Source organism: Polaribacter sp. R2A056_3_33 (assembly GCF_019278485.1).
Taxonomy (GTDB): domain Bacteria; phylum Bacteroidota; class Bacteroidia; order Flavobacteriales; family Flavobacteriaceae; genus Polaribacter.
This window is the reverse complement of record NZ_CP058984.1, coordinates 688817-715766: the sequence shown is the minus strand read 5'-3', so window position 1 is coordinate 715766 and position 26950 is coordinate 688817. Positions and strand designations below refer to the sequence as shown.

Sequence of the window (26950 nt, the reverse complement as noted above, 5' to 3'; positions counted from 1 at the left end):
TGTTTAAAAATATGTTGAGTATATGGCTATATTTTAGCTTGTGCTCTAGTGCGTTTGCGCAAGATTCTTATCAAATAAAAGGGTCTGTGTTAAATGATAATAACTTGCAGCCTTTAGAAGGTGTTAATGTTGTAGGAGAACATTCATTTTCAATTTCATCTAAATCAGGGGAATTTACAATAGATATTAAGAAAGAAGGTATTTATACTTTCAAAATTTCTCATGTTGGTTACGAAGCTAAAACCGTTACAGTCACTGTAAAATCTAAAATAGTTACCATGCCGGTTTTCTTAAAAGAATCATCTACAGCTTTAGATGAAATTAAGATTTTTGGAAAATCAAAAAAAAGAGTGCTAAAAGAGAATCCGATTGTTTCTCATGTTGTTTCTAAAGAATTTTTAGACAATAATAGAGAAAATAGTTTGATGCAAACTTTAAGTAAAATACCAGGAGTTAGTACAGTTAATATTGGTTCCGGACAGTCTAAACCCGTTATTAGAGGTTTAGGTTTTAATAGAGTTGTAGTAGTACAAAACGGAATAAAGCATGAAGCGCAACAATGGGGAAATGATCATGGTTTAGAAATAGACCAACAGGGAATAGATAATATTCAAATTATAAAAGGACCAGCTTCTTTGTTGTATGGATCAGATGCTATTGCTGGTGTTATAGATATTCAGCCTAATAAAATTCCGTTACCAAACTTTTTTAGTGGAGAAGTAAATATTTTGGGAGAAAGTAATAATGATTTATTAGGAATTTCTGCAGGGATTGAATCTAGAAAAGAGAATTGGTTTTACAGAAGTAGGTTAACGTATAGAGATTACGGAGATTATAAGGTGCCCACGGATAAAATTAATTATGAAAATTACATTTTTGATTTACATGATAATAATTTAAGAAATACTGCGGGTAATGAGGCAGATGCAAGTATAAGTATTGGTTATGTTTCTGATAAAATTACATCAGAAACTACATTTAGTAATGTAAATGCTAAAAACGGATTTTTTGCAAATGCACATGGTTTAGAGGTAAGAACTTCTAGTATCGATTATGATCGTTCTAATAGAGATATCGATTTACCTTTTCATAAAGTAAATCACTTTAAAATCACTAATAATACATCTTTAAATACGAGTAACCATAAAATACATTTTGATCTTGGTTATCAAAACAATCAAAGAGAAGAACATTCAGAGCCGGTTCCGCATGGTTATATGCCAAAACCTTCAGACACAAAAGAACGGGTATTTAATAAAAGCACCTATTCTTTAAATATAAAAGATGCATTTAAGCCAAATGAGCAACACGATATGGTTTTAGGTGTAAATGCGGAATATCAAGATAATAATATTGGTGGTTGGGGATTTTTAATTCCGGAGTATAACCGTTTTACAGCAGGTGTTTTTGGTTATGATCATTTTCAAATCAAACCTAACTTACACATTTTAGCAGGAGTTCGTTATGATTTAGGGTTGATAGATACCAAATCGTATAATGATTGGTTTCCGTCAACAATTAATAATGAAGACGGTTCTATTTCTTATAAGTATTTACAGAGAGCACAAGATAAAGTGTTGAATTTTGGTAGTTTAAGTGCTTCTCTTGGTTTAAGTTACATTAATAACAATACCACGTATAAAGTAAATGTGGGTAGAAGTTTTAGAATGCCTTTGGCTAATGAATTGGCATCAGACGGAGTGAACTATCACATGTATCGTTATGAAAGAGGAAATTTAGATTTAGATCCAGAAATATCATATCAATTAGATATTGATGTCGATCATACTAGAAAATCGTTTAGTGTTGGTGTGAGTCCGTTTGTAAATATATTTCAAAACTATATTTATTTAAATCCGACTTCTAATTATTACGAAACTTTGCAAATTTATGAATACACACAAGCCAAGGTTTTTAGAGTAGGAGGAGAGTTTAGAGCTAATACCACAATATCTAAAAACTTGCAATTAGATGCTTCTGTAGAGTATGTGTATTCTAGACAAACTAGCGGACCAAAAGAAGGGTTTACACTACCTTTTTCTCCACCATTATCAGGTTTGCTGTCTGCCAATTATCAATTTAAAAAAATGCTCTTTTTTAAGAAACCACAATTAGTGGCAGATTATAGAATTACTGCTGCTCAATATGAAATTGTACCTCCGGAAGAAAAAACGGCAGGTTATCAGGTGTTAAATATGTCTTTTTTAGCTGAGGTAAATGTATTTAAAAATGATGATCCTGTGCATTTACGTGTAAAGTTGAATAACGTATTCGATACAAAATATTACAATCACACTAGTTTTTACAGATTGATAGATGTGCCAGAAGCAGGTAGAAATCTATCCTTATCTGTAACAGTTCCTTTTTAAAATTAATCAATAAACAGTAATTAAATTAAAACAAATGAAAACCAAAATTATGAAAACAAATTTTAAATTTTTAGCAGTAATCGCTTTTGTCGGAATTACTTTACAATCATGTAGTAGTGATGAAACCTTGGACTTAAATGCTCCAATAATCTCAGGTTTTGAGTACGGAAAAGGGAGTGAACACACTACCGATCAAGTAGCTTATAAAGGATCGGATATTCATTTAGAAGCAGAAATTAATGCAGAGGCTATTGTAAGTAGTATTACACTTTCTATACATGGTCATGATTTGGCTTTAGGAGAAGATGAGGTTCAATGGGATTTTGAACAAGTATTTACAGATACAGAGTACTTGGTAATTAATCCTACTTTTCATGAACATATAGATGTTCCTTCAAATATTCCTGCAGGAGAATATCATGTTGAGTTAACGGTTACAGATGAGTTAGGTAATAGTACAGAAGTAGACGGGCATATACAAATTTTAGACCCTATTACTTTAAGCGATATTTCTATTGACAGCACAGTAGCTAGAGGAAGTGATTTTCATGCAGAATTTATGATTGATGCTATAAATGGTATTCACAGTGTTTCTGTTGATGCACATGCACATGGAATTACTGTTGCTGATGGAGAGGTAGAGTGGGATTTTGAACAAGAGTTTTTAGAAAAGTATCATGAGCAAACTTCTATTGAGTTTCACGAGCATATAGATGTTCCTGCAACTGCTCCAGTTGGTGAGTATCATATCATTTTTACAGTAGAAGATGAAGATGGTAATACCAAAGAATATGAAGCACATATTGATGTTACGGCTTAATTAAAAATAAAATTACCGCATAGCATTAAATGTTGTTATGCGGTTTTAATTCTATAAAAATGAAATTTACACTAAAATATATTTGTTTTTTATCATTTATAATATGCATTGCTGCTTGTTCAGATGATAACAGCATTGATAAAGATTTAGATAAACCAACAATTACTATTAATTATAATGAAGGATTTCCTCAAGGTTGTACTCAACTTTCAAGAGGAGAAACTTATAATTTTAGAGCTCAGGTTACAGATAATAAAGAATTAGCTTCTTACAGTATTGATATTCATCATAATTTTGATCACCATACACATGACGATCAAGGGGTGCAATGTGATTTAGAAGCTATAAAAACAGCTGTAAATCCATTAATATTTATGGAAAACTATTCGATAGTAGATGGAGTAACTAGTTATGAAATTAATATTTCAATTACAATCCCCAATGATATAGACCCCGGAGATTATCACTGTGCGTATTCTGTAACAGATGTAACTGGTTGGCAAAGTAGAACTTCTGTAGATATAAAAATTATTTAAAGAATCTTAATTATAGAAAAGTAGTCAAATTTTCTACAAATGAAAAAACCAGTAATTTCCAAGTCGTTGGAAAGTACTGGTTTTATTGGTGACCATGGCAGGATTCAAACCTGCAACCTCTTGAGCTGTATACAAGGTTAAAAAACACAGCTTGCCTAATTTTTTAACACTCGGCAGTATCTCTTTACATAATTATTCTAACAAAGTAAACTTTTTAGAGATTCTTGTTACTTTAATATAGTATGCTCCCCAGTCTACATTTTTATCAGTTACAAACCAAGCACTCATATCTGTTTTTCCTTTTGTAAAATTACCAGTAAAAGCTAAAGATTTTGCTCCTTTTGCTATTGGTGATTTTTGTTCCCAAGCTCCAATTTTAACTACTCCTGATTTAAAAGTCATCGCATTTCCTTCATTAATGGCTTCTGTAGATAATGTTCCTTCTCTACCAGCAACAGCATCATTAATAGCTAAACCAGCTTCAAATGGCCATCTACTAATTTCTATTTTATAAGAACCCGAGTGTTCAAAATTTACAGTAAAAAAGCCGCCTTTCGGATTCTTTTTTCCATCTCTTATATAATTTTGATTCCAAGGAAGATGAGATTCATGAATATGTGTATCATGGCATGTTAACTCTATTGGATTTTGATTATCAGAACCTAGAATAATTTCAGGAAATTGATTAAATTCTGTAGAAACTGAACTCCACCATTCATTATAAAAACCTCGCATTTTCTCTACCTTTTCTGGAAATTGCTTTGCAATATCATTTTCTTGACCTGGATCTTTAGCAATATCATACAATTCTGTACCATTCACCAATCTCATTTTGTTAGACATTACAGCACTTTTTCTCCATTTTATAGGACTTTGTACACGTTGAGAATCTGTAATTAAGTATTCTCTTCCAATGGTTTTTTCAGTTCCTAAAAGCAAAGAAGAAATATCTGAACCATCAATTTTCTTTTGTCTTTCTGGAAAATCCAAATCACACAAAGTTGCCAATGTTGGTAAAATATCTAAATGAGCGGTTAAATCGGTAACATCTTTTCCTCCGTTAATATTTTTACCTGGATATGATATAAAAAACGGTACTCTATGTCCACCTTCATATTCGCTATTTTTAGTTCCTTTCATTCCACCGTTGAAACCGTATAATTTACCTCCTACAGTTTTATAACCAGAAGCAGTTCCGTTATCAGTCATAAAAATAACAATTGTATTATCTGCAATATTTAAATCTTCAAGTTTCTTTTGAAGTTTCGCAAAATTGTCATCTACATTGGTAATCATTCCGTAAAATACTTTTTGAAACTCCGGAATGTCTAAATCTTTGTATTTGTTATAATATTCTTCTGGAACATTATAGGGTAGGTGAGGTGCGTTTGTAGAAATATAAGCGAAAAACGGTTGGTCTTTCTTTTCTTCAATATATTTTATAGCTTCATCAAACCAAACATCTGTACAATACCCTTCATATTTGGTTGGTACTCCATTTTTAAAATACGTATCATCAAAATAATCATTATCCCAATAATCAGGAGTCTGGCCAACACCTCCACCTCCATGAGAAATAGTGTATTTAAAACCTTTATCTTGTGGTCTAGAAGGGTAGGTGTCACCCAAATGCCATTTACCAAACATGGCAGTTTCGTAACCATTTTCATTAAAAACATCCGCCATAGTTACTTCGTCTTTTCTTAAAATAGAAACGCCACCTATTGTATGCCAAACACCAACTCTATCAGCATATCTACCGGTCATTAAACCAGATCTAGAAGGTGCACAAGTTGGCCCAACATGAAAATCTGTTAATCTAACAGATTCATCATGAAATTTATTTAAAGCAGGCGTTTTTACCAATGTATTACCATGAGCCCCAATATCTCCATAACCTTGATCATCTGTAATAACAATAATTACATTCGGTTTTTTGGTTACTTTAGAATCTGTAATTTTTTTAGACTGAGATGTACACGAAAATGCAATTCCTACAAGAGTAATTAGCAATACTAATTTTTTATTCATTTTAATTTATTTTAAAAAGTAGATAATAAGCTTTTGTTTTATTTAACAGTTTTAAACCTAATTAGGCAAACCTTCTTTCCAATCTTGCCACAAGCTTTTAAGCTCGTTTACAATTTCTTCATTATTTTCTGCTAAATCATTTTTTTCAAACGGATCTTTTGTGATATTATATAATTCCGTTTTATTGATTTTATCATTAAATAACATTTTCCATTCGTCTTTTCTTACGGCTCCTTCAGCCCAATGATCTGTATTCAAATTTGTAAAACGCCATTCCCAAAACAATGGTTTTGTTCTTTCAAAATTTTCATTTTCTAGAATAGATGTTATATTCTCTCCATCAATAGCATAGTCTTTTGGCAATTCTATTTGTGCTAAACTGGCAAATGTTGGCAATAAATCTACTGTAGAAAGTACACTTGTAGAATCTACTTTATTTGCCTGAACATGATTTTTCCATTTTACAATAAAAGGCACTTTAACTCCGCCATCATAAATGTCTACTTTTCTACCTTTTAAACCTGCGGTAGAACCTGCTTCTTTAGAAGGCCCCCATCCTGCTGGACCATTATCACTAGAAAAAATTACTAATGTATTTTCATCCAATCCCATTTCTGATAAAGAATTCAATAATCTTCCAACATGAAAATCGGCATCTTTTAAAACAGCATAATACGTTTCTTTGCTTGGAGATAAATCTTTGAAAGGTTTACGTTGTTCTTCTGATGGCCAAAGAGGTGTGTGTGGATCTTTCAACCAAAGATTTATAAACATTGGTTGTTTTCCTTTATTTCTTTTGATAAAATCAATGGTTTCATCAACAACAATTCTACTAGAACTTTGTACCCAAAGTGTATCATTATCCATATATCTAGTTGTTGGCCATTTTTTATCACCTTTCCAAGTTGGTCCATTTCCGTTCCAAACTCTGGTTTCATCATAACCATACACTTTTGGTTCAGGTGCATTAGGATCGCCGTTAGGCAAACCACCACCACCTAAGTGCCATTTACCAAAATGAGCTGTTTTATACCCTGCTTCTTGCATTGTTTTTGGTAAATAAACTGGTAAAGAATCGTCTAAATAATCTGGCATATTTCTTTTTACATTAAAATCATGTGCTGCTAAGTGACCATGAATACCATGTCTTGCAGGAAAATGTCCTGTTAAAACGGATGATCTACTCGGAGAACAAACACCACTAGTAACATGAAACTGCGTATACCTTGTTCCTTCTGCAGCCATTTTATCTAAATTTGGCGTAACCACTTCTTTATTGCCATATACGCCTAAATCTCCATAACCCCAATCATCTGCAAAAATAAAAATGATATTAGGCCTTGTAATTTCACTTGCTTTTTCAACTTCTTTTTTACTGTTATTACAAGAAACACTTGAAAATATAACTAGTAATAATGTGATATATCTTAATGAAGAAATTTTCATAATAGTTTTAATTTTGAAATGTTTCTGTTTTCTGTTGATTGATTAAATCTGCTGCTAATTCCTTTACTTTTTCTGGAAATTGACTTGCTAAATTAGTAGATTGTCCGATATCGTCTTTAAGATTGAAAAGTTGCACGGTATCTTTATCTGCCTTAAAACGTTGTCCTTCTTTAAACCATTTAGGTATTCTAGCATGATAACCATCTTTATTATTGATATACAGCCAATCTCCTTTTCTAACGGCATATTTGGATGTAAATGTATTATGAATAATATTTTCTCTGACAACCTTATTATTTTCTGTTAACCAAACATCCGAAAAATTATAACTATCATGTGCAAACCCTTTTGGTACTTTACTATTTGTAATAGTTGCTAATGTATTTAAAATATCTACTTGACTAAATAACTGCTTACTTGTAGTACCTGGTTTTATTTTTTTTGGCCATTTTACGATAAAAGGTACATGATGTCCTCCTTCGTAAACATCTCTTTTTACACCTCTAAAGGGATGTGAACTATCGTGATTGTAGTTTTTAATACGATTATAAGCATATATTTCTGAGCCATTATCTGAAGTGAAAATAACAATGGTATTTTCATCTGCTTTTATCAATTTTAAAGCCTCTAAAATTTGTCCAACTGCATTATCTGTTTGATACACCCAATCACCATAAGGTCCTGCTTTACTTTTTCCTCTAAATTCTTCATTAGGAATTATTGGTGCATGTGGAGAAGGAAATGCCATGTACAAAAAGAACGGTTTTTGTGCTTTTTCTTGATTTTTTATAAACGATACTGCAGAACTTGTAACAGTAGGTAAAACTTTGTAAAAATCCCAATCTTTAACTGCTGGTCCTGGTCTTAATTCCCAATTACCTTCTAAAGCAAATTCTTCTTTTGGATGTTGTAGTGTTAATGTTGGTACTTCTGTAACCTTGTCATTTTGTATCCAAGTATAAGGAGGAAAGTTAATAGTTCCATCACCAAAATAAGAATCAAACCCTATAGATAAAGGTCCACCAGGAATTTTCTTGCTCCAATCATAGGCTTGTGCTGGCCAAATTTCTACTTGCTTATTTCTTAATTGTGTTTTTTCTTTTTGAATGAAGTCTTTTTTTCTGATTGCTTCCCAATCCCAACCTAAATGCCACTTGCCAATAGCTGCTGTATGATAACCATTTTCTTTAAGAATTTTAGGCAAAGTAACCTGATTTTCTTTAAAAACAGTGGGGCCCATGGAATGTACAATGTCATTAAAATCTCGCCAATGATATCTACCCGTTAAAAGTGCATATCTACTAGGTGTACAAATACCAGAAGAACTATGTGCATCTGACATTAGCATGCCTTCTTTTGCCAATTGATCTAAATTTGGCGTAGGTATTTTAGATTCTGGGTTTTGAATTGCTAAATCTCCATATCCCATATCATCAGCATAAAAAATGATAATATTAGGTTTACTTATTTCGTTTGGTAATTTTGTTTTCTTTTGACAAGATGATAAAACTATCAATATGAATAAATAAAAATAGCTACTTAATTTCATAACTCTATTTTTTCCAGTCGATTCTTGATTTTTTCTTTTCTAAATCTACCCAAACGCTTGCATGTTCGTAATTTCTGGTTAAAACCCAACCGTTTGTTTGCATGTCATCTAAAGGTTTTCCTAAAGGTTTATCAAATTCTGGATACCATAAAAGCGATCCCATACTTAATCGATAGCCCCAATTGTAAATAATATAAGAATGTTTTTGAGCGCCAGCCAAAAAAGAAGCTAAAGCAAAATTTAAGTGTTCTTTAGAAATTTTCTCTTTTTCTTTTTCTGATTTTGCCATAAAACTCTTGTTTAACCAAGCATTTTCTGGCCAAGATTTAAAAACTACAATTTTCCCACTTTTTCCCGCTTTTTCCATTTCTTGAATATCTTTTAGCATACTTTCTTTTGTTTTGCTATTAAAATATCCAAAATGCTCAATCATAATGGCATCTGTGTTTTCAGGAAAATCATTTCCTGCATTTCTTAGTGGAGTAGAACGAATTCCGTTGTAAACAATAATTTTATCATCACCAATTTTAGATCTAGTTTCTTTAATTAAATCTTTTAAACCTTGCTGAATTGCATTGTATTTTTCTACGCCCCATAGTCTTTTATTTCCTGGACTGGTTACTTGATTTAGTGCATCAAAGAAAACTCCGTCTATGTTTTTATTCTCTAAATTTTCTTTAGCAACATCAGACCACCAATTTCTAAAATCAGGATTAGACAAATCATAGCGTTTCATTTTATTGTCTTTTAAATCGAACTCGCCTGTTGCTGTTTTTAGCCACAAATCTTTTTTTGTTTGATATTCATCATGTGCTTTATACATAGAATAATCTAAAAAAGCATTCCAATAAAAAACCACTTTTACATCTTTATTCAGCTTTTTTAAAACTTTAGCATCTGCAGCAATTGATTCTTCAGAATATTTATATTTTGGAAAACCATGTGCTTTTTCTAATACCACAAAATTGGAATGGCTAGCAATAAATTTTGCCTCTTTTTTTGTTAAAAGATCTCCTTTTTTTCCAAAGTGAAAAGCTACAGGAACTTTATCCCAACTAAAATCTGGATAATATGAGTCGTTTTGAGAAAATGCTGTTTGCACTAAAAATAAACAAATTAGGAACAAAGATGTATGTGAAAAAGGGGTTTTCATTATTCTTATATTTATTTGATTGGTCTTAATTTTAGAGATTTTAAACTTGATGTTTTTTTATCTCCTTCAACTAAAGATGTTGTAATTGTATGTAACCCTGGAGTTTTAAATTCTAAGATACCCATGCTATAAAAAACATATTTTTCTGTAGCTGCTTGTTGGTTTTGTACTGTTACACCTTCATCTGTAACAGTTTTCCATACCAACCTTTCCTTACCTGCATACGATAAATCTAAGTAATAGTAACCTGCTTCTTTAACATCAATATTCCATGTTATTGTTCCGTTTTCTTTCCAATCACTAACTTGATCAGCATGTTTCCATTCACCAAACTTTTCCATCCAACGTTTGTTAGATTGAGTTGCATTTTTAGCTTCTCCAAATTCTGTAATTAAAACAGTATCGGTATTTGGATACACACCTAAAGAATTATCTTCTACTAAAATTGTATCATCTTCATTAAACTTTACTTCAATAACAGAAATTAAATCATCTGGTGCTTTATAAGGCACATCAAAAGAAACCCAATCAGTATCATCACTTTGATTAAACTTCACTTTTTTGTTTTTCCCTTTAGGATTAACAATATATGCTGATTTAATTTTGGTTTTTAATCCTGGTAAGTATAATTTACCATCTGTAGGCCATTCCGAAACCGCTAAAAACATAGAGTTGTCTTTAGTTGTAACATCTCCCCAAGGTAATTTGTAACTCCAAGGTGATGGATTAGCGTTATAAACAACTTGAGAATATTTCTTTAACCAATCTCCAGATTCTCTTAAGAATTTTGCGCCAATTTCTGGAATAACCCCCATTTGATTTGGACCTACATTAAATAAATAAGTACCACCTCTTGCAACAGTTTCTATAACTCTTCCTAAAATTACTTTAGGACTCTTAAAGTTGTTATCATACCAAGCATATGACCATGAATCGTTGTTTGTATCTGCAGTTTCCCATAATCCTTTAATTTTTTTTGTAGGCACCTCCATGTCTCCAACACTAGCGTAGTCTCCCAAGCCATAACCAACTCTACTACACATCATTGCATTTGGTTGTAATTCTCTTACCATATCTGCTAATTCTACCACATATTTTTCCTCCATATCTCCAGGAGTATCAAACCAAACAAAATCAATTTGTCCGTAGTTAGAGCATATTTCTTTTACTTGTGGCTTACATTTATTGTAGAAATAATCTTCAAATGTAGCTTCTTTTCCATTTTCATCAACTTTAGGGCCTCTTGTTCCACCTGGCGCAGTCCAATCTTGATTATGTGAATAATAGAAACCAAAACCTAACCCTAATTCATGGCAAGCATCTGATAATTCATGCATAGGATCTCTGCCAAATGGAGTAGCATCTACAATATTAAAATCACTTACTTTACTATCAAACATTGCGAATCCTTCGTGATGTTTACTTGTAATAATAATGTATTTCATACCAGCATCTTTTGCTAGTTGAGCAATTGCTTTAGCATCAAATCCTGTTGGATTAAAATTATTAGCAACTTTCTTATAATCCTCCACAGGAATACCTGCCATTCTAGGATTCATAATCCATTCTCCAATACCATAATAGGTCTTATCTTCCCAAACACCTGCTAGGTTTGAAAACAATCCCCAATGAATAAACATTCCGTAATTACCTTCATCAAACAATTTTGCTTTTCCACTTTTTAAAGCATCTCCAGAAACTTTCGTTTCTCCCCACATTTCTTCCATTCCTTTTTCTTTAGGTTCTTGAGAATTTATATCTAAGACACCGATAAAGAGTACTAAAACGGAAAAAATTAAATATCCTTTTTTAAACATATGTGTATATTCTAATTAAATTTATTTTGAATCAACTATTTTTTCTATTAAAATTTATATCTCATCGTTAATTTCCAAATAGGGTTTCTAGCATAGTAAGCTGAAAAATTTCGAGTATCACCTCCTTGAAACCTACGAATATCCTCACCTGTAAGATTAGATACTCCTGCACTAAGTTGTAATTTTTTATTTAATAAATTCTTTCTAACGGTAATTCCAAGAGTAGTATTTCCTTCAGTGTAGTGTGGTTCATCTGCACGTGTATTTCCTCCGATAGCTCCTAAATTACTCAGGTAATCACCTCTATAAGCTGCTGTAAACCTTACAGAAAAACCAGATCGCTCATAATACAAAGTTCCATTAGCATTATGCTTAGCTGTACCAGGAAAACCATCAGCTTGCTCCCCTAAATCTCCATCAAATTCACTTTCAACGTAAGAATAATTAGCTTTTACACCAAAATCTTTTGCAAAACCAGGTAAAAAAGAAAGGTGTTGATTCAATCCTACTTCAAAACCATAAATTTGTCCATCTGTAATGTTTACTGGCTTGGTTATATCAAATAGCAAACCAGTTAAATCATCAGTACCACCTGTTCCATCAGGTAATGCTATCCCTAATAATTCTTCTCCAGGATATGTTTGATCTGGTGTTACTGCTTTTACGATGTAATTTTTGAGATCTTTATAAAAAGCACTAAAAATAAAAGCACCTCCGTTGTTAGTATAAAATTCTAAAGTAGTATCATACATCCATGCTGTATAAGGTTTTAAATCAGGGTTCCCAGATACAATGGTTCCTCTTAGTCCCGAATTAGCTAAGTCTGCTGCATCTTCAGGGGCAATATTGGATAGAAAAGTAATCTCATTGTTTGGAATTAGATCTACAAACTTTGGTCTTGAAACTCCTCTATAAGCACTAAATCTTAATTTTGTTCTTTTTTGTAACGTAAAATTGGCATTAAAGCTAGGTAATACATCCCATCTTGAAGTTTCTACTTCATAATAAAAATTCTCTATTGAAAACTCATCCAAATCATCGCCAGTATCTGCATCTTCAAATGCTACCCCACTAAATCCTCTTGATTTATTTTGTGTTCTTACAGCTCTAACTCCAAAATTTAAACTTACAGGAAGCTTAAGAAGCGCTGTTTTTATATCCATTTGTGTATAAAAATCGGTACTCGCTTCATTTGCACCGTAGGATCTTCTAGCATCAAAACCTAGATTATTTTCTTCTGCCTTTACGTCTTTTAAATCTACATCAAAATCAAAAATACTTCCTCCATCTACATCAGAATAACCTGGCATTAAATCTAGTACAGCTTGCCCTGGAACTTTAACCCATCCGTTTTCTAAACCAGCAACATTACCTTCATTAAAACCTACGCCCGTAATCTCCCCTAAAAGATCAGTATAAGCACCACTAGAATTTAGGTCAGCCACAATACCTCCATATAAACCACTTAATTGATCACTATCAGTATGCGAAGAAGTTGTTTGTCTAGCTTCAAAATCAGTTACCGAATATCTAGATCCAAAAGATATTTTTGATTTTTTCTTTAACTCATATTCAAAATCAACTTTTGCTGCATAATTATACCCTTTAGTTCTAATAAGTCTACGTGAAACTCTATTAAGGTCGAAAGAAGCTGGATCAAAAGCCTCTACGGGTAATCCATAATCAGGAGTATCCCCTCTCAAATCAACATCCAAACTTGTTTGATCATATCCTCCGTTACGTCCTTGAACTCTGTGAGTTATTTGCGTTAAATTTTGAAAATAATTTAAATCTGAATACGATACATCTGAAATGATTTTTAATTTATTTATTGGTTTATATGTTGTATTTAAACCAACTATATTATTGGTTGAGTGATTGTCATAAAATTGATTTGCATTTGTAATGGTAGTCCTAACATTGTCTTCTGAAGAAGGACTAATATAAGTTAATATATTTCCATTAAAATCAAGATCTCCTTCATTAAAAATATGGCTTCCCCCTAATAATTGAGTACCTCCTGTACTTCCCAAACCTATCTGAAATTGCTGTCTATCCGAATTAGCTTCTACAGTTGTTCGAGTATAGTCTAATACCATATCTATTTCTTTTATTGGTCTCCATTGTATAGCTGCAGATGTTGCAAAACGCACTTCATTTTTTCTTAACAATGAATTATTAATGGTTCTACCAACAATTACATCAGAATACTCTGTCCCATTTTCATCCGTAAGATTTATACCCTGTGTAATTCCTCTTAAAGAAGCTTCATCTTTTATATTGTCTTCATCAGCATAAATAATTGAAAGTGCAACACCTAGTTTCTCATTTATTTTCGTTCCATAAACTCCTGAAAATCTCTGACCAAAATCAAGATCTTCAATTGTTGAATTAGACGCACCTCTTACATTTACACTGGCAAAATAATTCTTCTTTCTATATTTTGCTTCTAGCGGTCTTATCGTTTGAAAATCTACAGTACCACCAAGGTTTGTTGAAACTTCTTTAGCCTGCGTTGTCTTATGAATTCTTGCTCCCGAAATAATTTCGGTAGGAATCACATTCAAGTTAAACTTTCTAAAATCTGATTTCCCTTCATTACCTGCAGAGATTGGTGTACGTCCATTCATTGTTACACCAACAAATTGCGGCCCTATACCTCTAATAGAAACTCTATCTCCAGAAACTCCATCAACATCTCTTTCTATTTGTACACCTGCAACTCTTTGCAAAGCATCTGCTGCGTTGGTGTCAGAAAAATTTCCAATATCTTCTGGAGTAATTGCTTCTATAACTATAGCTGCTTCTCTTTTAGCTCTCACTTCAGATATATTAGAAGCACGAATTCCTGTAATCACAATCTCTGTTAAAGATTGCGCATCAACTTCCATTTGAACATTAATTTGTTTTTTATCTGCTATTGCAATTTCTTTAGTCTTATAGCCTAAATAAGAGAATGTCATTACTGCATTAACTTTCTTTACCTCTATTATATACTCCCCTTCCATATCAGAGACTGTACCATTAGTAGTTCCGTTAACAATAATACTTACCCCAGGTAAGGGTGTATTACTCTCGTCTGTAACTTTACCTTTAATTACATTTTCTTGTGAAAAAGTAAAAGAAGACATCAAAACAACAATAATAATAGTTAATATATTTTTCATGTGTATTTGGTTTAGTTTATTGATGCTAATTTCTAACTTATTTAAACAAAGGGTCTTCTTATTTCAATCATTTCTTTGCTCATTTTAAAAAACAACTAGAAATATACCTTGGTTTTCGTGCTATATATAAGGTGTTTAAAGAAAATATAGCTTTTAATAGTGCCTCTTTTTTTTGTTTTCTATAAAACCTTTTTCTCTTTATTGTTATTGATCTTTATTTTTTACAGCAAAAAAATGATGGAATAGAGAATCGTTTGTTAATAGGTAAATAGTTACTTTGTTTACCTGATAAATGAATTAAGTAATGAAGAAATTTACAACAATCTTTTTTTTAACATTAAGTGCAACTTTTGTTTTCTGTCAGAATAATCAGTTTCAAAAAACAATTGCTCCTAATTGGGAATCCATGGCAAAAAACTATCAGGTACCAGAATGGTTTCAAGATGGTAAAATTGGCGTTTGGATGCATTGGGGAATTCCTTCTTCTATTGATGAAAATAGAATAGAAGATGGATCGCATTATGGAAGAAGAATGTATGGTGATACAGATTACGATGCCAGAAACGAACCAGACAGAATGAGAACTGTAAAATTAACCAAATGGCATACAGAAAGATATGGGAAACCATCTGAATTTGGTTATGAAAAATTTATAAAAGACTTTAAAGCAGAAAACTTTAATGCCAATGAAATTGTAAAGTTTGTGAAAGAATGTGGCGCTCGTTTTATTATGCCAGTGGCAACGCATCATGATAATTTTGATATGTATGATTCTTTTTTTCCTTGGAACTCTGTTAAAATGGGCCCCAAAAAGGACATTCTTAGAGAATGGAAAAATGCTGCAACAAAATATGATTTAAAATTCGGAGTTTCAACTCATTTATATTGGTCTCCTCGTTTTTTTAGAACTGCAAGAAAATTTCAGAAAGAAGGTACTCCTGAATGGGAATTCTTTAACATGGATTATGATTCTTTCGAATTTGCTAGCCAAGATAGTTGGAACCAACATTGGTACAAACGTTCTTGGGATTTGATAGAGAAATATGATCCAGATATGTTTAATAACGATTCTCCTTATCCAACAATAAAAACCGGAAAAGGATTGGGTGTTAAATTATTTTCTGATTACTTAAATAGAGATTTAAAAGAGAATAACGGAAAACAAACAACCGTTTTATCTTTTAAAGATATAAAAAAGAATAAAGCGGCATTTACTTACAACTTAGAAAGAGGTATGTTTGGTGAACAACAAAAATATCCATGGATTTGGGCAACCGATTTATCTGGAAGTTGGTTTTATAGAAAGAATTCTTTTACCAAAATGTCTTTAGATGTATTAATAGGTAATGCTATTGATGCCATAAGTAAAAATGGTGTGGTTATGATTAACATTGCTTTAAAAGGCGATGGAACGATTCCTGATAATCAAATAAAAATGTTGTCTGATTTTGGTGCATTTGTAAAAATTAATCAAGATGGAATTTACAACACCAGACCTTGGAAAATTTATGGTGAAGGTCCTTTAAAAATAGTTACTAAAAGAGCCGGTGAGAATCTAAAAAAATTCTCTGAAAAAGACATTCGTATTACGACAAAAGATGGAAATCTTTTTGCTTTTGTTTTAGCAGCACCAACAGAAGATGTTTTAATTAAAACACTACATAAAGGAGGTGTTTTACAAAAGAAAATAAAAGAAATTAAATTATTAGGAAGTGATGAAAAAGTTACTTGGCAGCAAGAAAAAGAGGGGTTAATTATTAAAAATAACTTTAAGAAATTACCGAATCAGCCAGCTATTTGTTTTAAAATATTTTTAAACTAATTTATATCAAAAATGGATTCTAAATTTTCATTTTTATTAATTGTTTTAACACTTACTTTAGGTTCGTGTAAAACACAAAATGTAGATACTTCTACTATAAATTTGGTAAAAAATAAGTTACCAGAATTTTCTTGGGATAAAATGCCATTGTATATGCATTTACGCAAATCTACTTCTTTTTCTAATAAAGAGGTTCAATATTTATCAAAATTTCCATTAATCACTTTTGAAAAAACAACAGGAAGCAAAACTTTTGGGTCTACAGAAAAAGGAACTATTAAAGCGGCAAAAGCTGTAAAAAAAATCAATCCGAATGCTAAAATATTATATTATAAAAATGTAGTTATCAATTGGGGTGGTTATTCTGAAGATGAAAATTTTTTATACGAACATCCAGAAGCTTTATTAATCAATGCTAAAGGACAAAAATCGGTAATGCCAAATGGCAAAACAGGATTCTTTGACATATCAGAAGACTATGTGCGTAAGTATTGGTTACATCATGTAAAAAAGGTTACTGAAAATCCATTTATTGATGGTGTTTTTTTAGATGCTAATATAAAAGTATTAGTTCCTGGTTTTTTTAATAGTCGTGTTGGAGAAGAAAAGCAAGAAGCTATTAAATCTGGTTACTTATCAATGATGGCAGATTTAGAATCACAATTAGGAGATGATAATTTACTCATAGCAAATATTCTTCGTGTTCGACCAGAATTTGAAGATTCGGGTAGAGCATACTTAAAATTCTTTGACGGCTCTTATATAGAAGGTTTTGAGCATGAAAGTTTTGGCATGGCTTATGAAGATTATCTAGCACAGGGAATAGAAGCTGTACAAAAATCTGCAAGAGAAGGAAAAGTAATAGCCATGTCTCTTGGTATTGGCAAAGGATTAAAAAATGCCGAAGCAGGTATTGATGATGTTAGAAAAAAAGTAAGTAAACATGAAGATTTTTCAAAGCGCTTAGAGTATCTATTAGCTATTTTTTTAGTTTGTGCAGAAAAATACAGTTATGTTTATCCGCATGATGGCTATGGAACTGAAAAATCTGCTGTTTGGTTAAAAACATTTCCACAATATGAAAAGCCTTTAGGAAAACCTTTGGGTTTTGCAAAACGCGAAGGCTACATCTATACCAGAAAATTTGAACATGTAGATGTCTGGTTAGATATCAAAAATAAAACATCAAAATTAAACTATAAATAAAACTTTACGTCCTAGAATTAATATAACAAATTAAAAAAAAATGAAATCAATTTTAACATCACTAGCAATTTTATTGTTCTTTTCTAATCATGTTATTAGTCAAGAAAAAAAGGATTTAATAAAACCCAATGTTATTATTTTTTATGCTGATGATTTAGGTTGGCAGGATACAGAAATAAATAATTTAGACGAACCAAGCCCATGGGAAACGCCTAATATTTCAAAATTAGCTGAAGATGCTGTAAATTTTACAAACGGATATTCTCCTGCACCTACTTGTGCGCCATCTAGATGTGCTGTTTTAAGTGGGTTACATCCTACCAAAACAGGAGTAACACACGTTGCTGGGGGGCAAATGCCTAACGCAGAGCAAAGTCCAAACTATATATCACCTTTTTTTGAAGGAGGATTGTTTCCAAAACATTTTACAATTGCGGAAGCTTTAAAAATGAATGGATATACAACAGGACATATTGGAAAATGGCATGCAGGACATGATGATTCTCAAAAATCAAAAAACCAAGGTTTTGATTTTGTTCATGAATCTAGAGGAGCACATCAAGGACCTAAAAAACCAGACAATCGTTTGAATACATTTGCAACAAAAGCAAAGAATGATCCTTACCGTTTAAGTGATGAAAAATATCCTCCTTTTACCAAAGATTCTCCGGAAGGAATTTCATACCCATATGATGAAATTACTGAAAATGCTCTTAAATTTATTGGTGAAAGTAAAGACGAACCTTTCTTTTTATATTTAGCACATTGGATGGTTCATTCTCCAATTCACACTAAAAACCGTGAGTTATTACAATATTACTGTGATAAGTTAGGAATTGATTTTCCAACAAAAGATGTCCCTGTAACAACAGAAGGTCAAACAAATCCTTATTTTGGATCTATGGTAACAACTTTAGACTGGAGTTTAGGACGTGTGGTAGACTTACTAAAGAAAACAGACGACCCTAGAAATCCTGGTAAAAAATTATACGAAACTACATACATCTTTTTCTCTTCGGATAATGGGGCTGTTGAACACGTAGGTAAAGAAATAGTTACAGATAATTTTCCATTAGATGAAGGAAAAAAATATGCTCAAGAAGGAGGTATTAGAGTACCAATGCTAATTTCTGGACCAAGTATACCAAAAGGAAAAGTATATGATGGGTTGGTAAATCAATTAGATTTTTACCCAACAATTTTAGACCTTACAAATAGTAAAATACCTACTAAGTACAGTTCCGATTTAGATGGATTAGATATTTCTGGAGTTTTGTTAAATAATGAAACTGTTATCAAGAATAATAATGGAGAACCAAGAAAAGATTTATGGTGGCATTTTCCTCACAATCGTGAATTTCAAATGCAATCTGCAATAAGAGCGGGAGATTATAAATTGTATAAAAACCATGTAAAAGGTAATTATGAATTATACCGTTTGTACAAAAATGGTGAAAGAGCAGATTTAGAAGAGAAATTTGATATTGCAGAACAGTCTCCAGAGATAGTTAAAGATTTATCTACAAGATTAGAAAAGTATTTAAAAGAGTACGATGCTAAATTCCCTTATAAAAATCCTTCAAAAATAAAAGGAGAACCAGAAAATGTAGCTGCTATTCCAAAAATTAAATCAGATTCTTTTGATCCTGTATCACGTAAAATTACGGTTACATTAGAAAATGGGAACTCTAAAGTTATTGAGTTTTATGGATTGATATCTTACAAAGATTTACATGCCGTTTCAAAAAATGGAAAACAAAGAAAAGTGCACGAACCTTTTACAAAATTAGAAGGAGAATTTAATAAAAAGACATCAGAATATACCTTAACGCTTCCAGTTGGAGTAACAGAAGCGGGTATCATTTTTATAGATAAAAACAGATTTATGGTTAAAAGTAAATTTCATGCTTTAAAATCACCAAAAAAATCTAAAAAAAATAAGAAAAACAGAAATAATTAAAACAAATAAAATTTAAAATACTTACGATGAAAAACAAAACAAATCTTTTAGGTTTATTGTTCTTATCACTATTTGTATCTAATGCAATGTATAGTCAAAAGAATTCTAAATTAATAAAACCAAATATCATCATTTTTTATGCGGATGATTTAGGTTGGCAAGACGTACAATTAAATGATTTAGATGCGCCTTGTGCTTGGGATACGCCAAACATTGCCAAATTAGCGGAAGATGCTATCAATTTTACCAACGCATACTCTCCGGCACCAACTTGTGCGCCTTCTCGTTCTGCACTTTTAAGCGGATTACATCCTGCTAAAACAGGCATCACCAATGTAAGTGGAGGAGGAGTTCCTAAGGCTCAGAGAGCTGAAAAATATATTAGTCCTTATTTTCCATCAGGCTTAATGCCAGAAAACTTTACCATCGCAGAAGCGTTAAAAATGAATGGTTATAAAACAGCTCATGTAGGGAAATGGCACGCAGGAGAACTTAAAATTCAAAAATCAACCAATCAAGGTTTTGATTTTGTACATGAATCTAGAGGGGCACACACAGGTCCTAAAAAACCAAATACTCGTTTGACTAATTTTGCAACAAATGATGCTAATGATCCATACCGTTTAAGTAAAGAAAAATATTTTCCTTTTACAAAGGAAAATCCTGAAGGAATTTCTTATCCAACGGATGCCGTTACAGAAAATGCACTTAAATTTATTACCGAAAGTAAAGAGGAACCTTTCTTTTTATATTTAGCACATTGGATGGTACACTATCCTATTCACTCAAAAAACCGTGCATTATTAGACTATTATTGTGATAAATTAGGCGTAGAGCTTCCAGAAGTAGATGCTGAATGGACTAAAGAAGGTCAGAACAATCCTTATTTTGGAGCTATGGTTACCACTTTAGACTGGAGTTTAGGGCGTGTGGTAGATTTGTTAAAGAAAACAGATGACCCTAGAAATCCTGGTAAAAAATTATACGAAACTACGTACATCTTCTTTTCATCTGATAATGGTGGAGCGGAAACTCGTAAGGCAGAGATAATGTCAGATAATGCTCCTTTAGATAAAGGAAAAAAATATAGCGAAGAAGGTGGTATTAGAGTTCCAATGCTTATTTCGGGACCGAGTATTCCAAAGGAAAAAACAAAAGATGTTTTAATCAATCAATTAGACTTTTATCCAACTATTTTAAACCTGACCAATAGTGAAATACCTTCTAAATATAGTGATGATTTAGACGGATTAGATATTTCTAACGTCTTGTTAAATAACGAAAAGGATGTAAAAGATAGCAAAGGAAACCCTAGAGAAGATTTATGGTGGCACTATCCTTATGGAGACGATGTTAAAAACCAATCGGCTATTAGATCTGGAGACTATAAATTGTATAAAAACTTTAATTCTGGTAAATATGTATTGCATCGTTTGTATAAAGATGGAAAGCGATATGATTTAGAAGAACAACATGATATTGCAGCAGAATCTCCTGAAATTGTTAAGAAGTTAGCTGCTAAACTAGAAAAGTATCTAAAAGATTACGATGCTAAGCTGCCATATAAAGACCCTTCTAAATTTAAAAATGAAGAAGATGCAGCCGCTATTCCGGTTATTGTGAATGATTTTTTTGATGCGAATTCTCGTACAGTGACTATTCAATTAGAAAAAGGAAAATCAAATGTGATTGAAAGCTATGCGCTTATTAAAATTTCTGATAAACCAAGTGCTACAGGAAAGAAAAAATTACACACAACATACATAAAAGTACCTTTAGAGTCTAGTAAAGATAAATTAGAATACACTGTTAATGTACCAAAAGAGGCACATGAATGTGGCGTTTTTTTTATTGATGAAAATAGATTTATGGTGAAAAGTAAATTTCATGAGTTAATAAAAGCTCCTAAAAAAGGAAAGAAGAAAAAAGGGAAGAAGAAAAATAAAAAGAAGAAAAAGAATTAAGCCCCTAAAAGAAGTGAAAATATAGAATAGGTCTTTCATAGAGTAATATTCTTTTTATGGAAAAAAGAATTCCATAAAGCCAAATACTAAAAACAGGAAATATGAAAAATATCGTTACTACTTGTTTTTTGTGTTTCCTATTTTTATCAAAAATAGCGTATTCACAAGAAAACATTGAAAAACTGAAAGATAGTAGACCAAACATCATCTTTGTTATGACAGATGATCAAGGTATGGGAGATTTTTCTTGTATGGGGAATCAAGTTGTAAAAACGCCAAATATTGATGCTTTTTATCAAAAATCAACACGTTTTACAGAATACCATGTAAGCCCTACTTGCGCGCCAACAAGAGCAGCATTAATGAGTGGTAACCATGAGTTTAGAGCAGGTGTAACACACACAATATTAGAACGTGAAAGAATGGCTTTGGACGTTTACACACTTCCACAAGCGTTGCAATCTGCAGGTTATAAAACAGGTCTTTTTGGCAAATGGCATTTAGGAAATGGAGATGAATATCTCCCTCAAAATAGAGGTTTTGATGAAGTATTGATGCATGGTGCTGGAGGTATTGGTCAAGTAAGTTTAGGGGATTTCCCTGCGAATAAAGAAAACTTATATTTTGACAATGTCTTACTTCACAATAAAACGATTGTAAAAACGAAAGGTTTTTGTACAGATGTTTTTTTTGATGCAGGATTGGCTTGGACAAAAAAACAAATCGATGCTAAAAAACCATATTTTACGTATTTATCATTAAATGCACCTCATGCTCCATTAATTGCTCCAGAATCTTATAAAAAACGTTTCTTAGAACTGGGTTATGATGAAGGTACTGCTGGAAGATATGGAATGATTGAAAATATTGATGATAATTTTGGAAGGTTGATGCGTAAACTTAAAGAATGGGATGTCTTAGACAACACTTTAGTAATTTTTACTACAGATAACGGTGCAACACATTTAGGAGGAACTTTAAATGGAAAAAAAGTAAAACATTTTAATGCCAATCTTAAAGGTGGAAAAAACTCGCCTAATGAAGGTGGAAATCACGTACCTCTTTTCTTTTATTGGAAAGGCGTTTTATCCGAAGGAAAAGATATCAACCAACTTACAGCTCATATAGATTTATACAAAACCTTTACAGAATTGGCTGGCGCTAAATTGCCAGAAACAATGCAATCTTTAAAAGGATTATCGTTAATTCCATTATTAGAAAACATAGCAACAAACTGGGAAGATCGTTTGATGTTTACGCATTGTGGAAGATGGAAAACAGGAAAAGTAGAAGAAGCTAAATACACTAAAATGGCTATAAGAAGTCAGCAATGGCGTTTTGTAAACAATAAAGAATTGTATGATGTTATCAATGACCCTGGAGAAACAAAAAATATTGCATTAGAAAACCCTGAAGTGATAGAGAATTTTAAACAACCTTATGATGAATGGTGGAGTAATTCTATTCCTCTAATGGTTAACGAAAATAGAAAAAGAATAAAGGAGCAGCCGCTTCATGCAAAGTATTATAAGCAATTAAAGGAAAAAGGGATTTTAGAATGGAAACCTACAGTTGATTAAAAAATTACGAAAATGAATGTTATAATGCGTCCGTCCAAAACCAAACTAAGAATCTATAGTATTGTACTTTCTATGTTTTTAGTTACTATATCTTGTAAAAAAAAGGAAGATATTACTGTGTCGATTGAAAAACCATTCGACCAAACCAATAATTGGATTGTATTAGAAAAAACAAATGCGGAAAAAAAAGAGACTACATATTCTTGGAACTTTAATGTAAAACATCCTTCTGAATATGTGCTTCAAATGGTTTCAAGTGGAGCAATATCCGAAGATAAAAAATCTGTAAAAGTAAAGATTGACAAACAAGAGTTTGAAGAATCACTCTCAGAAAACTACGTAATTAACTCGAATGAGATCGTTTCAGAATTCAAAAGCAAAATTCAATTTAAAAATACAGGAAAACAGAAGATTTCAATAACAACTGATACAAATTTTAAAACGTTAAGAATTATTCCTCATTATAAAAAACCAATTGGTTCTGGTAACTATCATCAAGAATGGTTAACAATGCATAATTCTGATGAAAAACAAAAAGCACTAAAACGTTTTAAAGAAGCAAAGTTAGGAATGTTTATTCATTGGGGTTTATATTCTGAAATTGGTGGAATCTGGAAAGGAACTAAAATTAATAACTCTCCTTATCCAGGTCCAAAAGTTGCAGAATGGTTAATGTATGCGTTTCAAATTCCAAGAGGAGAATATAAGGAGCTCGCAAAAACGTTTAATCCTGATAAATCATTTGCACAAAATGTAGCGAAACTAGCCAAAGATGTTGGCATGAAATACATCGTCATCACCTCTAAACACCACGATGGATTTGCTTTGTTCGACTCTAAAAGTTCGGAATTTGACATAGTTGATGCAACTCCATATAAAGCAGATATTGTTAAAGAATTGTATGACGCCTGTTTAAAAGAAGGTATCGATTTTGGAGTATATTATTCTCATGGAAATGATTGGATGGATGGTGCTGATGGTAATTATGCCAACGTTAAAAAGGTAAATGATACTTTAGGAATATATACACATCCAACAGGTAAAAACTTATGGGATCCAAGTAAAAATACACATAAAGAATACCTACAAAAGAAAGCATATCCTCAAGTAAAAGAACTTTTAAATGTATTGCCCGAATTGCATTTAATTTGGTTTGATGGAACTGGTTTTATCACCGAAGAACAAGCATTTCAGTTTTATAAATTGGTTTATGATATCAATCCAAATGTAGTAGTAAACAGAAGAGTTGGTTATGCGTTTGGAGATTATTTAGATGCTGGAGATAATAAGATTCCATCTGCATCAGAAAAGTTAGAAAAATATTGGGAAACTTGTGGGACAACAAACAATTCTTGGGGTTACAAATCTTATGATAAAGACTGGAAAAACCCAAAAGAATTGTTATACTACTTTGTTGATATTTTATCTAAAGGCGGAAATTATTTATTAAATATTGGTCCTGATGGAAAAGGAAATGTACCAGAAACAAGCGCAAAAAACTTACGTGAAATGGGTAAATGGATTCATCTAAATGCTGATGCTGTTTATGGAACATCTCGTTGGAAAACACCAAATGAAGGTCAAGAAGAAACCCTTTTAGACGGTACAGGTCATAGAGCTGCTAAAGGTTTTGAAAGAAAATTTACTTCCAAAGATTTTTGGTTTACAACAAAAGAAAATAAAGTATATGCTATTTCATTAACCAATACAGAAGGAGATATTCTTATAAAATCGCTGAGAAAAGGTGAGGGAGATATTGAACAAGTAAAGTTATTAGGAAGCGGCAAAACCCTTAAATGGAATCAAAATAAAAACGGATTAAAAACTACTGTAATCGGATTACCAAAAAATGCGCTTGGTTATGTTATAGAAGTTACTTTAAAAAATAATTAAACTAAATTACATCATGAAAAGTATATTGACTCAAATTTTTCAAATACGATTTCTACTTTTAACAGTATTACTAATTACTACAAATTGTGCTAGTAGCCAGACATCAAAAAAGGAAGATCAAAAAAAACCAAACATTATCTACATTTTAGCTGATGATTTAGGTATTGGTGATGTTAGCCTTTATAATGAAAAAAGTAAAATACAAACGCCCAATTTAGATAAAATGGGTAAAGAAGGTATGCAATTTACAGATGCACATACCTCTTCTGCTGTGTGTACACCAACCAGATATGGTATTTTAACAGGACGATACAATTGGCGAACACCTTTAAAAGAATTTGTTACTTGGGGGAATTCACCGAGTTTAATTCAGAAAAACAGATTAACCGTTGCACAATTACTAAAAGATAATGGCTATAAAACAGCAAGTATAGGAAAATGGCATTTAGGTTTAAACTGGACTATGAAAAATGACAGTCCAGAGTTTGATCATTTTTCAGACAAATCTGAGCGTTTAAATTTCAAAAATATAGATTATAGTAAACCCTTAAAATTTGGACCTAATGATATGGGATTTGATTATTCTTATATGATTTCAGCCTCTTTAAATATGCCTCCTTTTGTGTATATAGAAAACAATAAGGCAACCATGATTCCTACAAAAATAACAGAGAGAAGCAGAAAAAAATATCCTTTTAGCAGTTGGATAAAAGGAGATGTTGCTGATGATTTTAAACATGAAGAAGTACTTCCCAACGTTGTAAATAAATCAATTTCATTTATTAAAGAGAATGCCAATAAAGAAAAACCTTTTTTTATGTACATTCCATTGCCTTCTCCACATAATCCTGTGTTACCAATTGCTCCTTGGAAAGGACAAAGTGAAATTGGCAGTCCTTATGCAGATTTTGTAATTATGATTGATGATTTAATGGGTACTATCTTTAAAACATTAAAAGAACAAGGAATAGACGAAAATACAATAGTCATTTTTACAAGTGATAATGGTTATGCTACCACCAATGATTTAAAAACTTTAAAACAGCAAAAACACAGTCCTAGTTATATTTATAGCGGTTACAAAGGAAGCTTTTTAGAAGGTGGACATAGAGTGCCGTTTTTAGTGAAATGGCCAGGAAAAATTAAACCCAACTCGGTTTCTGATGCAACCATTTGTACTACAGATTTTATGGCAACTTGTGCAGATATTATTAACTATGATTTTAAAGATAATGAAGCAGAAGATAGCTACAGTATGTTGCCTTTATTAACCAATGAAGGAGATTACCTAAGAGATGCAACCATACATCATGATAAATATGGCGTTTTTGCCATCAGAAAAGGGGATTGGAAATTAATTGTATCGCCAAATTCTGGAATTTCGGCTTCAGGTGAAACTAAAAAACATAAAGATATTTTAGCAGATGAGATTCTGTATAATTTAAAAACAGATATCAAAGAAAGAAATAACGTTGCAGGTCAATTCCCTGAAAAGGTAAAAGAATTAAAAGAGCTATTAAGCCAACAAATTAGAAACGGAAGAAGTACTCCCGGAAAAAAACAAGATAACGATGCTATTACAGGGGAGTGGCCTCAAGCAAATTTTGCACTTAAAAAATAAATCCACTTCTAAATAC

Annotated in this window: 16 protein-coding genes; 10 read left to right on the top strand and 6 right to left on the bottom strand. The window is 31.9% G+C overall.

Annotation, left to right across the window (positions count from 1 at the left end; all coding sequences use genetic code 11):
* Positions 1–11: 11 nt before the first annotated feature.
* From H0I29_RS03040 to H0I29_RS03030, 3 genes are read left to right on the top strand one after another with little or no spacing between them, the layout of a single operon-like run.
* Positions 12–2369, top strand: coding sequence for a TonB-dependent receptor (locus H0I29_RS03040; protein WP_218754385.1), 2358 nt, complete (start codon positions 12–14; stop codon positions 2367–2369).
* A 49-nt stretch (positions 2370–2418) separates the two neighbouring features.
* Positions 2419–3189, top strand: a complete 771-nt coding sequence (locus H0I29_RS03035; RefSeq protein WP_218754384.1) for a DUF4625 domain-containing protein — start codon at positions 2419–2421, stop codon at positions 3187–3189.
* A gap of 59 nt (positions 3190–3248) precedes the next feature.
* A complete protein-coding gene (locus H0I29_RS03030) occupies positions 3249–3725 on the top strand; it encodes a DUF4625 domain-containing protein (protein WP_218731335.1) in 477 nt (158 codons plus the stop codon).
* A 192-nt stretch (positions 3726–3917) separates the two neighbouring features.
* Here the strand turns inward: H0I29_RS03030 and H0I29_RS03025 are convergent, their stop codons facing one another.
* Genes H0I29_RS03025 through H0I29_RS03000 form a run of 6 tightly spaced genes read right to left on the bottom strand, consistent with a single transcriptional unit; the run spans position 3918 to position 14888 of the window.
* Entirely contained in the window at positions 3918–5756 is a 1839-nt protein-coding gene (locus H0I29_RS03025) for an arylsulfatase (RefSeq protein WP_218754383.1), read from the bottom strand.
* Between the two features lie 57 nt (positions 5757–5813).
* Positions 5814–7202: a sulfatase gene (locus H0I29_RS03020; RefSeq protein WP_218754382.1), complete on the bottom strand. Its 1389-nt coding sequence runs from the start codon at positions 7200–7202 to the stop codon at positions 5814–5816.
* Between the two features lie 7 nt (positions 7203–7209).
* A complete protein-coding gene (locus tag H0I29_RS03015; protein WP_218754381.1) occupies positions 7210–8751 on the bottom strand; it encodes an arylsulfatase in 1542 nt (513 codons plus the stop codon).
* A gap of 4 nt (positions 8752–8755) precedes the next feature.
* Positions 8756–9904: a putative glycoside hydrolase gene (locus tag H0I29_RS03010; protein WP_218754380.1), complete on the bottom strand. Its 1149-nt coding sequence runs from the start codon at positions 9902–9904 to the stop codon at positions 8756–8758.
* Between the two features lie 11 nt (positions 9905–9915).
* Positions 9916–11721 (bottom strand): alpha-L-fucosidase, encoded by a 1806-nt coding sequence (locus H0I29_RS03005; protein ID WP_218754379.1) that lies wholly within the window; start codon positions 11719–11721, stop codon positions 9916–9918.
* A 47-nt stretch (positions 11722–11768) separates the two neighbouring features.
* On the bottom strand, positions 11769–14888 hold the full coding sequence (locus H0I29_RS03000; protein ID WP_218731329.1) for a TonB-dependent receptor: 3120 nt from the start codon (positions 14886–14888) through the stop codon (positions 11769–11771).
* A 304-nt stretch (positions 14889–15192) separates the two neighbouring features.
* Here H0I29_RS03000 and H0I29_RS02995 point away from each other — a divergent pair, with 304 nt between their 5' ends.
* The 7 genes from H0I29_RS02995 to H0I29_RS02965 all read left to right on the top strand — a co-directional run bounded on the left by H0I29_RS02995 (position 15193) and on the right by H0I29_RS02965 (position 26934).
* On the top strand, positions 15193–16710 hold the full coding sequence (locus H0I29_RS02995; RefSeq protein ID WP_218731328.1) for an alpha-L-fucosidase: 1518 nt from the start codon (positions 15193–15195) through the stop codon (positions 16708–16710).
* Between the two features lie 12 nt (positions 16711–16722).
* Positions 16723–17916, top strand: coding sequence for a putative glycoside hydrolase (locus H0I29_RS02990; protein ID WP_218754378.1), 1194 nt, complete (start codon positions 16723–16725; stop codon positions 17914–17916).
* 40 nt (positions 17917–17956) lie between these two features.
* A complete protein-coding gene (locus tag H0I29_RS02985; protein WP_218754377.1) occupies positions 17957–19876 on the top strand; it encodes a sulfatase in 1920 nt (639 codons plus the stop codon).
* Positions 19877–19902: 26 nt separating this feature from the next.
* Positions 19903–21840, top strand: a complete 1938-nt coding sequence (locus H0I29_RS02980; RefSeq protein WP_218754376.1) for a sulfatase — start codon at positions 19903–19905, stop codon at positions 21838–21840.
* A 101-nt stretch (positions 21841–21941) separates the two neighbouring features.
* Positions 21942–23420, top strand: a complete 1479-nt coding sequence (locus tag H0I29_RS02975) for an arylsulfatase (protein ID WP_218754375.1) — start codon at positions 21942–21944, stop codon at positions 23418–23420.
* 12 nt (positions 23421–23432) lie between these two features.
* Positions 23433–25313 (top strand): alpha-L-fucosidase, encoded by a 1881-nt coding sequence (locus H0I29_RS02970; protein WP_218754374.1) that lies wholly within the window; start codon positions 23433–23435, stop codon positions 25311–25313.
* 13 nt (positions 25314–25326) lie between these two features.
* Positions 25327–26934 carry an arylsulfatase gene (locus tag H0I29_RS02965; RefSeq protein ID WP_218754373.1) on the top strand — a complete coding sequence of 536 codons (1608 nt, stop codon included), beginning with the start codon at positions 25327–25329 and terminating at the stop codon, positions 26932–26934.
* The last annotated feature ends 16 nt before the right edge of the window (positions 26935–26950 follow it).

Bases quoted from the DNA above. Each gene is read 5' to 3' on its own strand.
- H0I29_RS02985 (WP_218754377.1), top strand. From the start codon at position 17,957: ATGAAATCAATTTTAACATCACTAGCAATTTTATTGTTCTTTTCTAAT.
- H0I29_RS02975 (WP_218754375.1), top strand. From the start codon at position 21,942: ATGAAAAATATCGTTACTACTTGTTTTTTGTGTTTCCTATTTTTATCA.
- H0I29_RS02965 (WP_218754373.1), top strand. From the start codon at position 25,327: ATGAAAAGTATATTGACTCAAATTTTTCAAATACGATTTCTACTTTTA.
- H0I29_RS03035 (WP_218754384.1), top strand. From the start codon at position 2,419: ATGAAAACAAATTTTAAATTTTTAGCAGTAATCGCTTTTGTCGGAATT.
- H0I29_RS03005 (WP_218754379.1), bottom strand. From the start codon at position 11,721: ATGTTTAAAAAAGGATATTTAATTTTTTCCGTTTTAGTACTCTTTATC.
- H0I29_RS03010 (WP_218754380.1), bottom strand. From the start codon at position 9,904: ATGAAAACCCCTTTTTCACATACATCTTTGTTCCTAATTTGTTTATTT.
- H0I29_RS02970 (WP_218754374.1), top strand. From the start codon at position 23,433: ATGAATGTTATAATGCGTCCGTCCAAAACCAAACTAAGAATCTATAGT.
- H0I29_RS03040 (WP_218754385.1), top strand. From the start codon at position 12: ATGTTGAGTATATGGCTATATTTTAGCTTGTGCTCTAGTGCGTTTGCG.
- H0I29_RS02995 (WP_218731328.1), top strand. From the start codon at position 15,193: ATGAAGAAATTTACAACAATCTTTTTTTTAACATTAAGTGCAACTTTT.
- H0I29_RS03020 (WP_218754382.1), bottom strand. From the start codon at position 7,202: ATGAAAATTTCTTCATTAAGATATATCACATTATTACTAGTTATATTT.
- H0I29_RS02990 (WP_218754378.1), top strand. From the start codon at position 16,723: ATGGATTCTAAATTTTCATTTTTATTAATTGTTTTAACACTTACTTTA.
- H0I29_RS03000 (WP_218731329.1), bottom strand. From the start codon at position 14,888: ATGAAAAATATATTAACTATTATTATTGTTGTTTTGATGTCTTCTTTT.
- H0I29_RS03030 (WP_218731335.1), top strand. From the start codon at position 3,249: ATGAAATTTACACTAAAATATATTTGTTTTTTATCATTTATAATATGC.
- H0I29_RS03025 (WP_218754383.1), bottom strand. From the start codon at position 5,756: ATGAATAAAAAATTAGTATTGCTAATTACTCTTGTAGGAATTGCATTT.
- H0I29_RS03015 (WP_218754381.1), bottom strand. From the start codon at position 8,751: ATGAAATTAAGTAGCTATTTTTATTTATTCATATTGATAGTTTTATCA.
- H0I29_RS02980 (WP_218754376.1), top strand. From the start codon at position 19,903: ATGAAAAACAAAACAAATCTTTTAGGTTTATTGTTCTTATCACTATTT.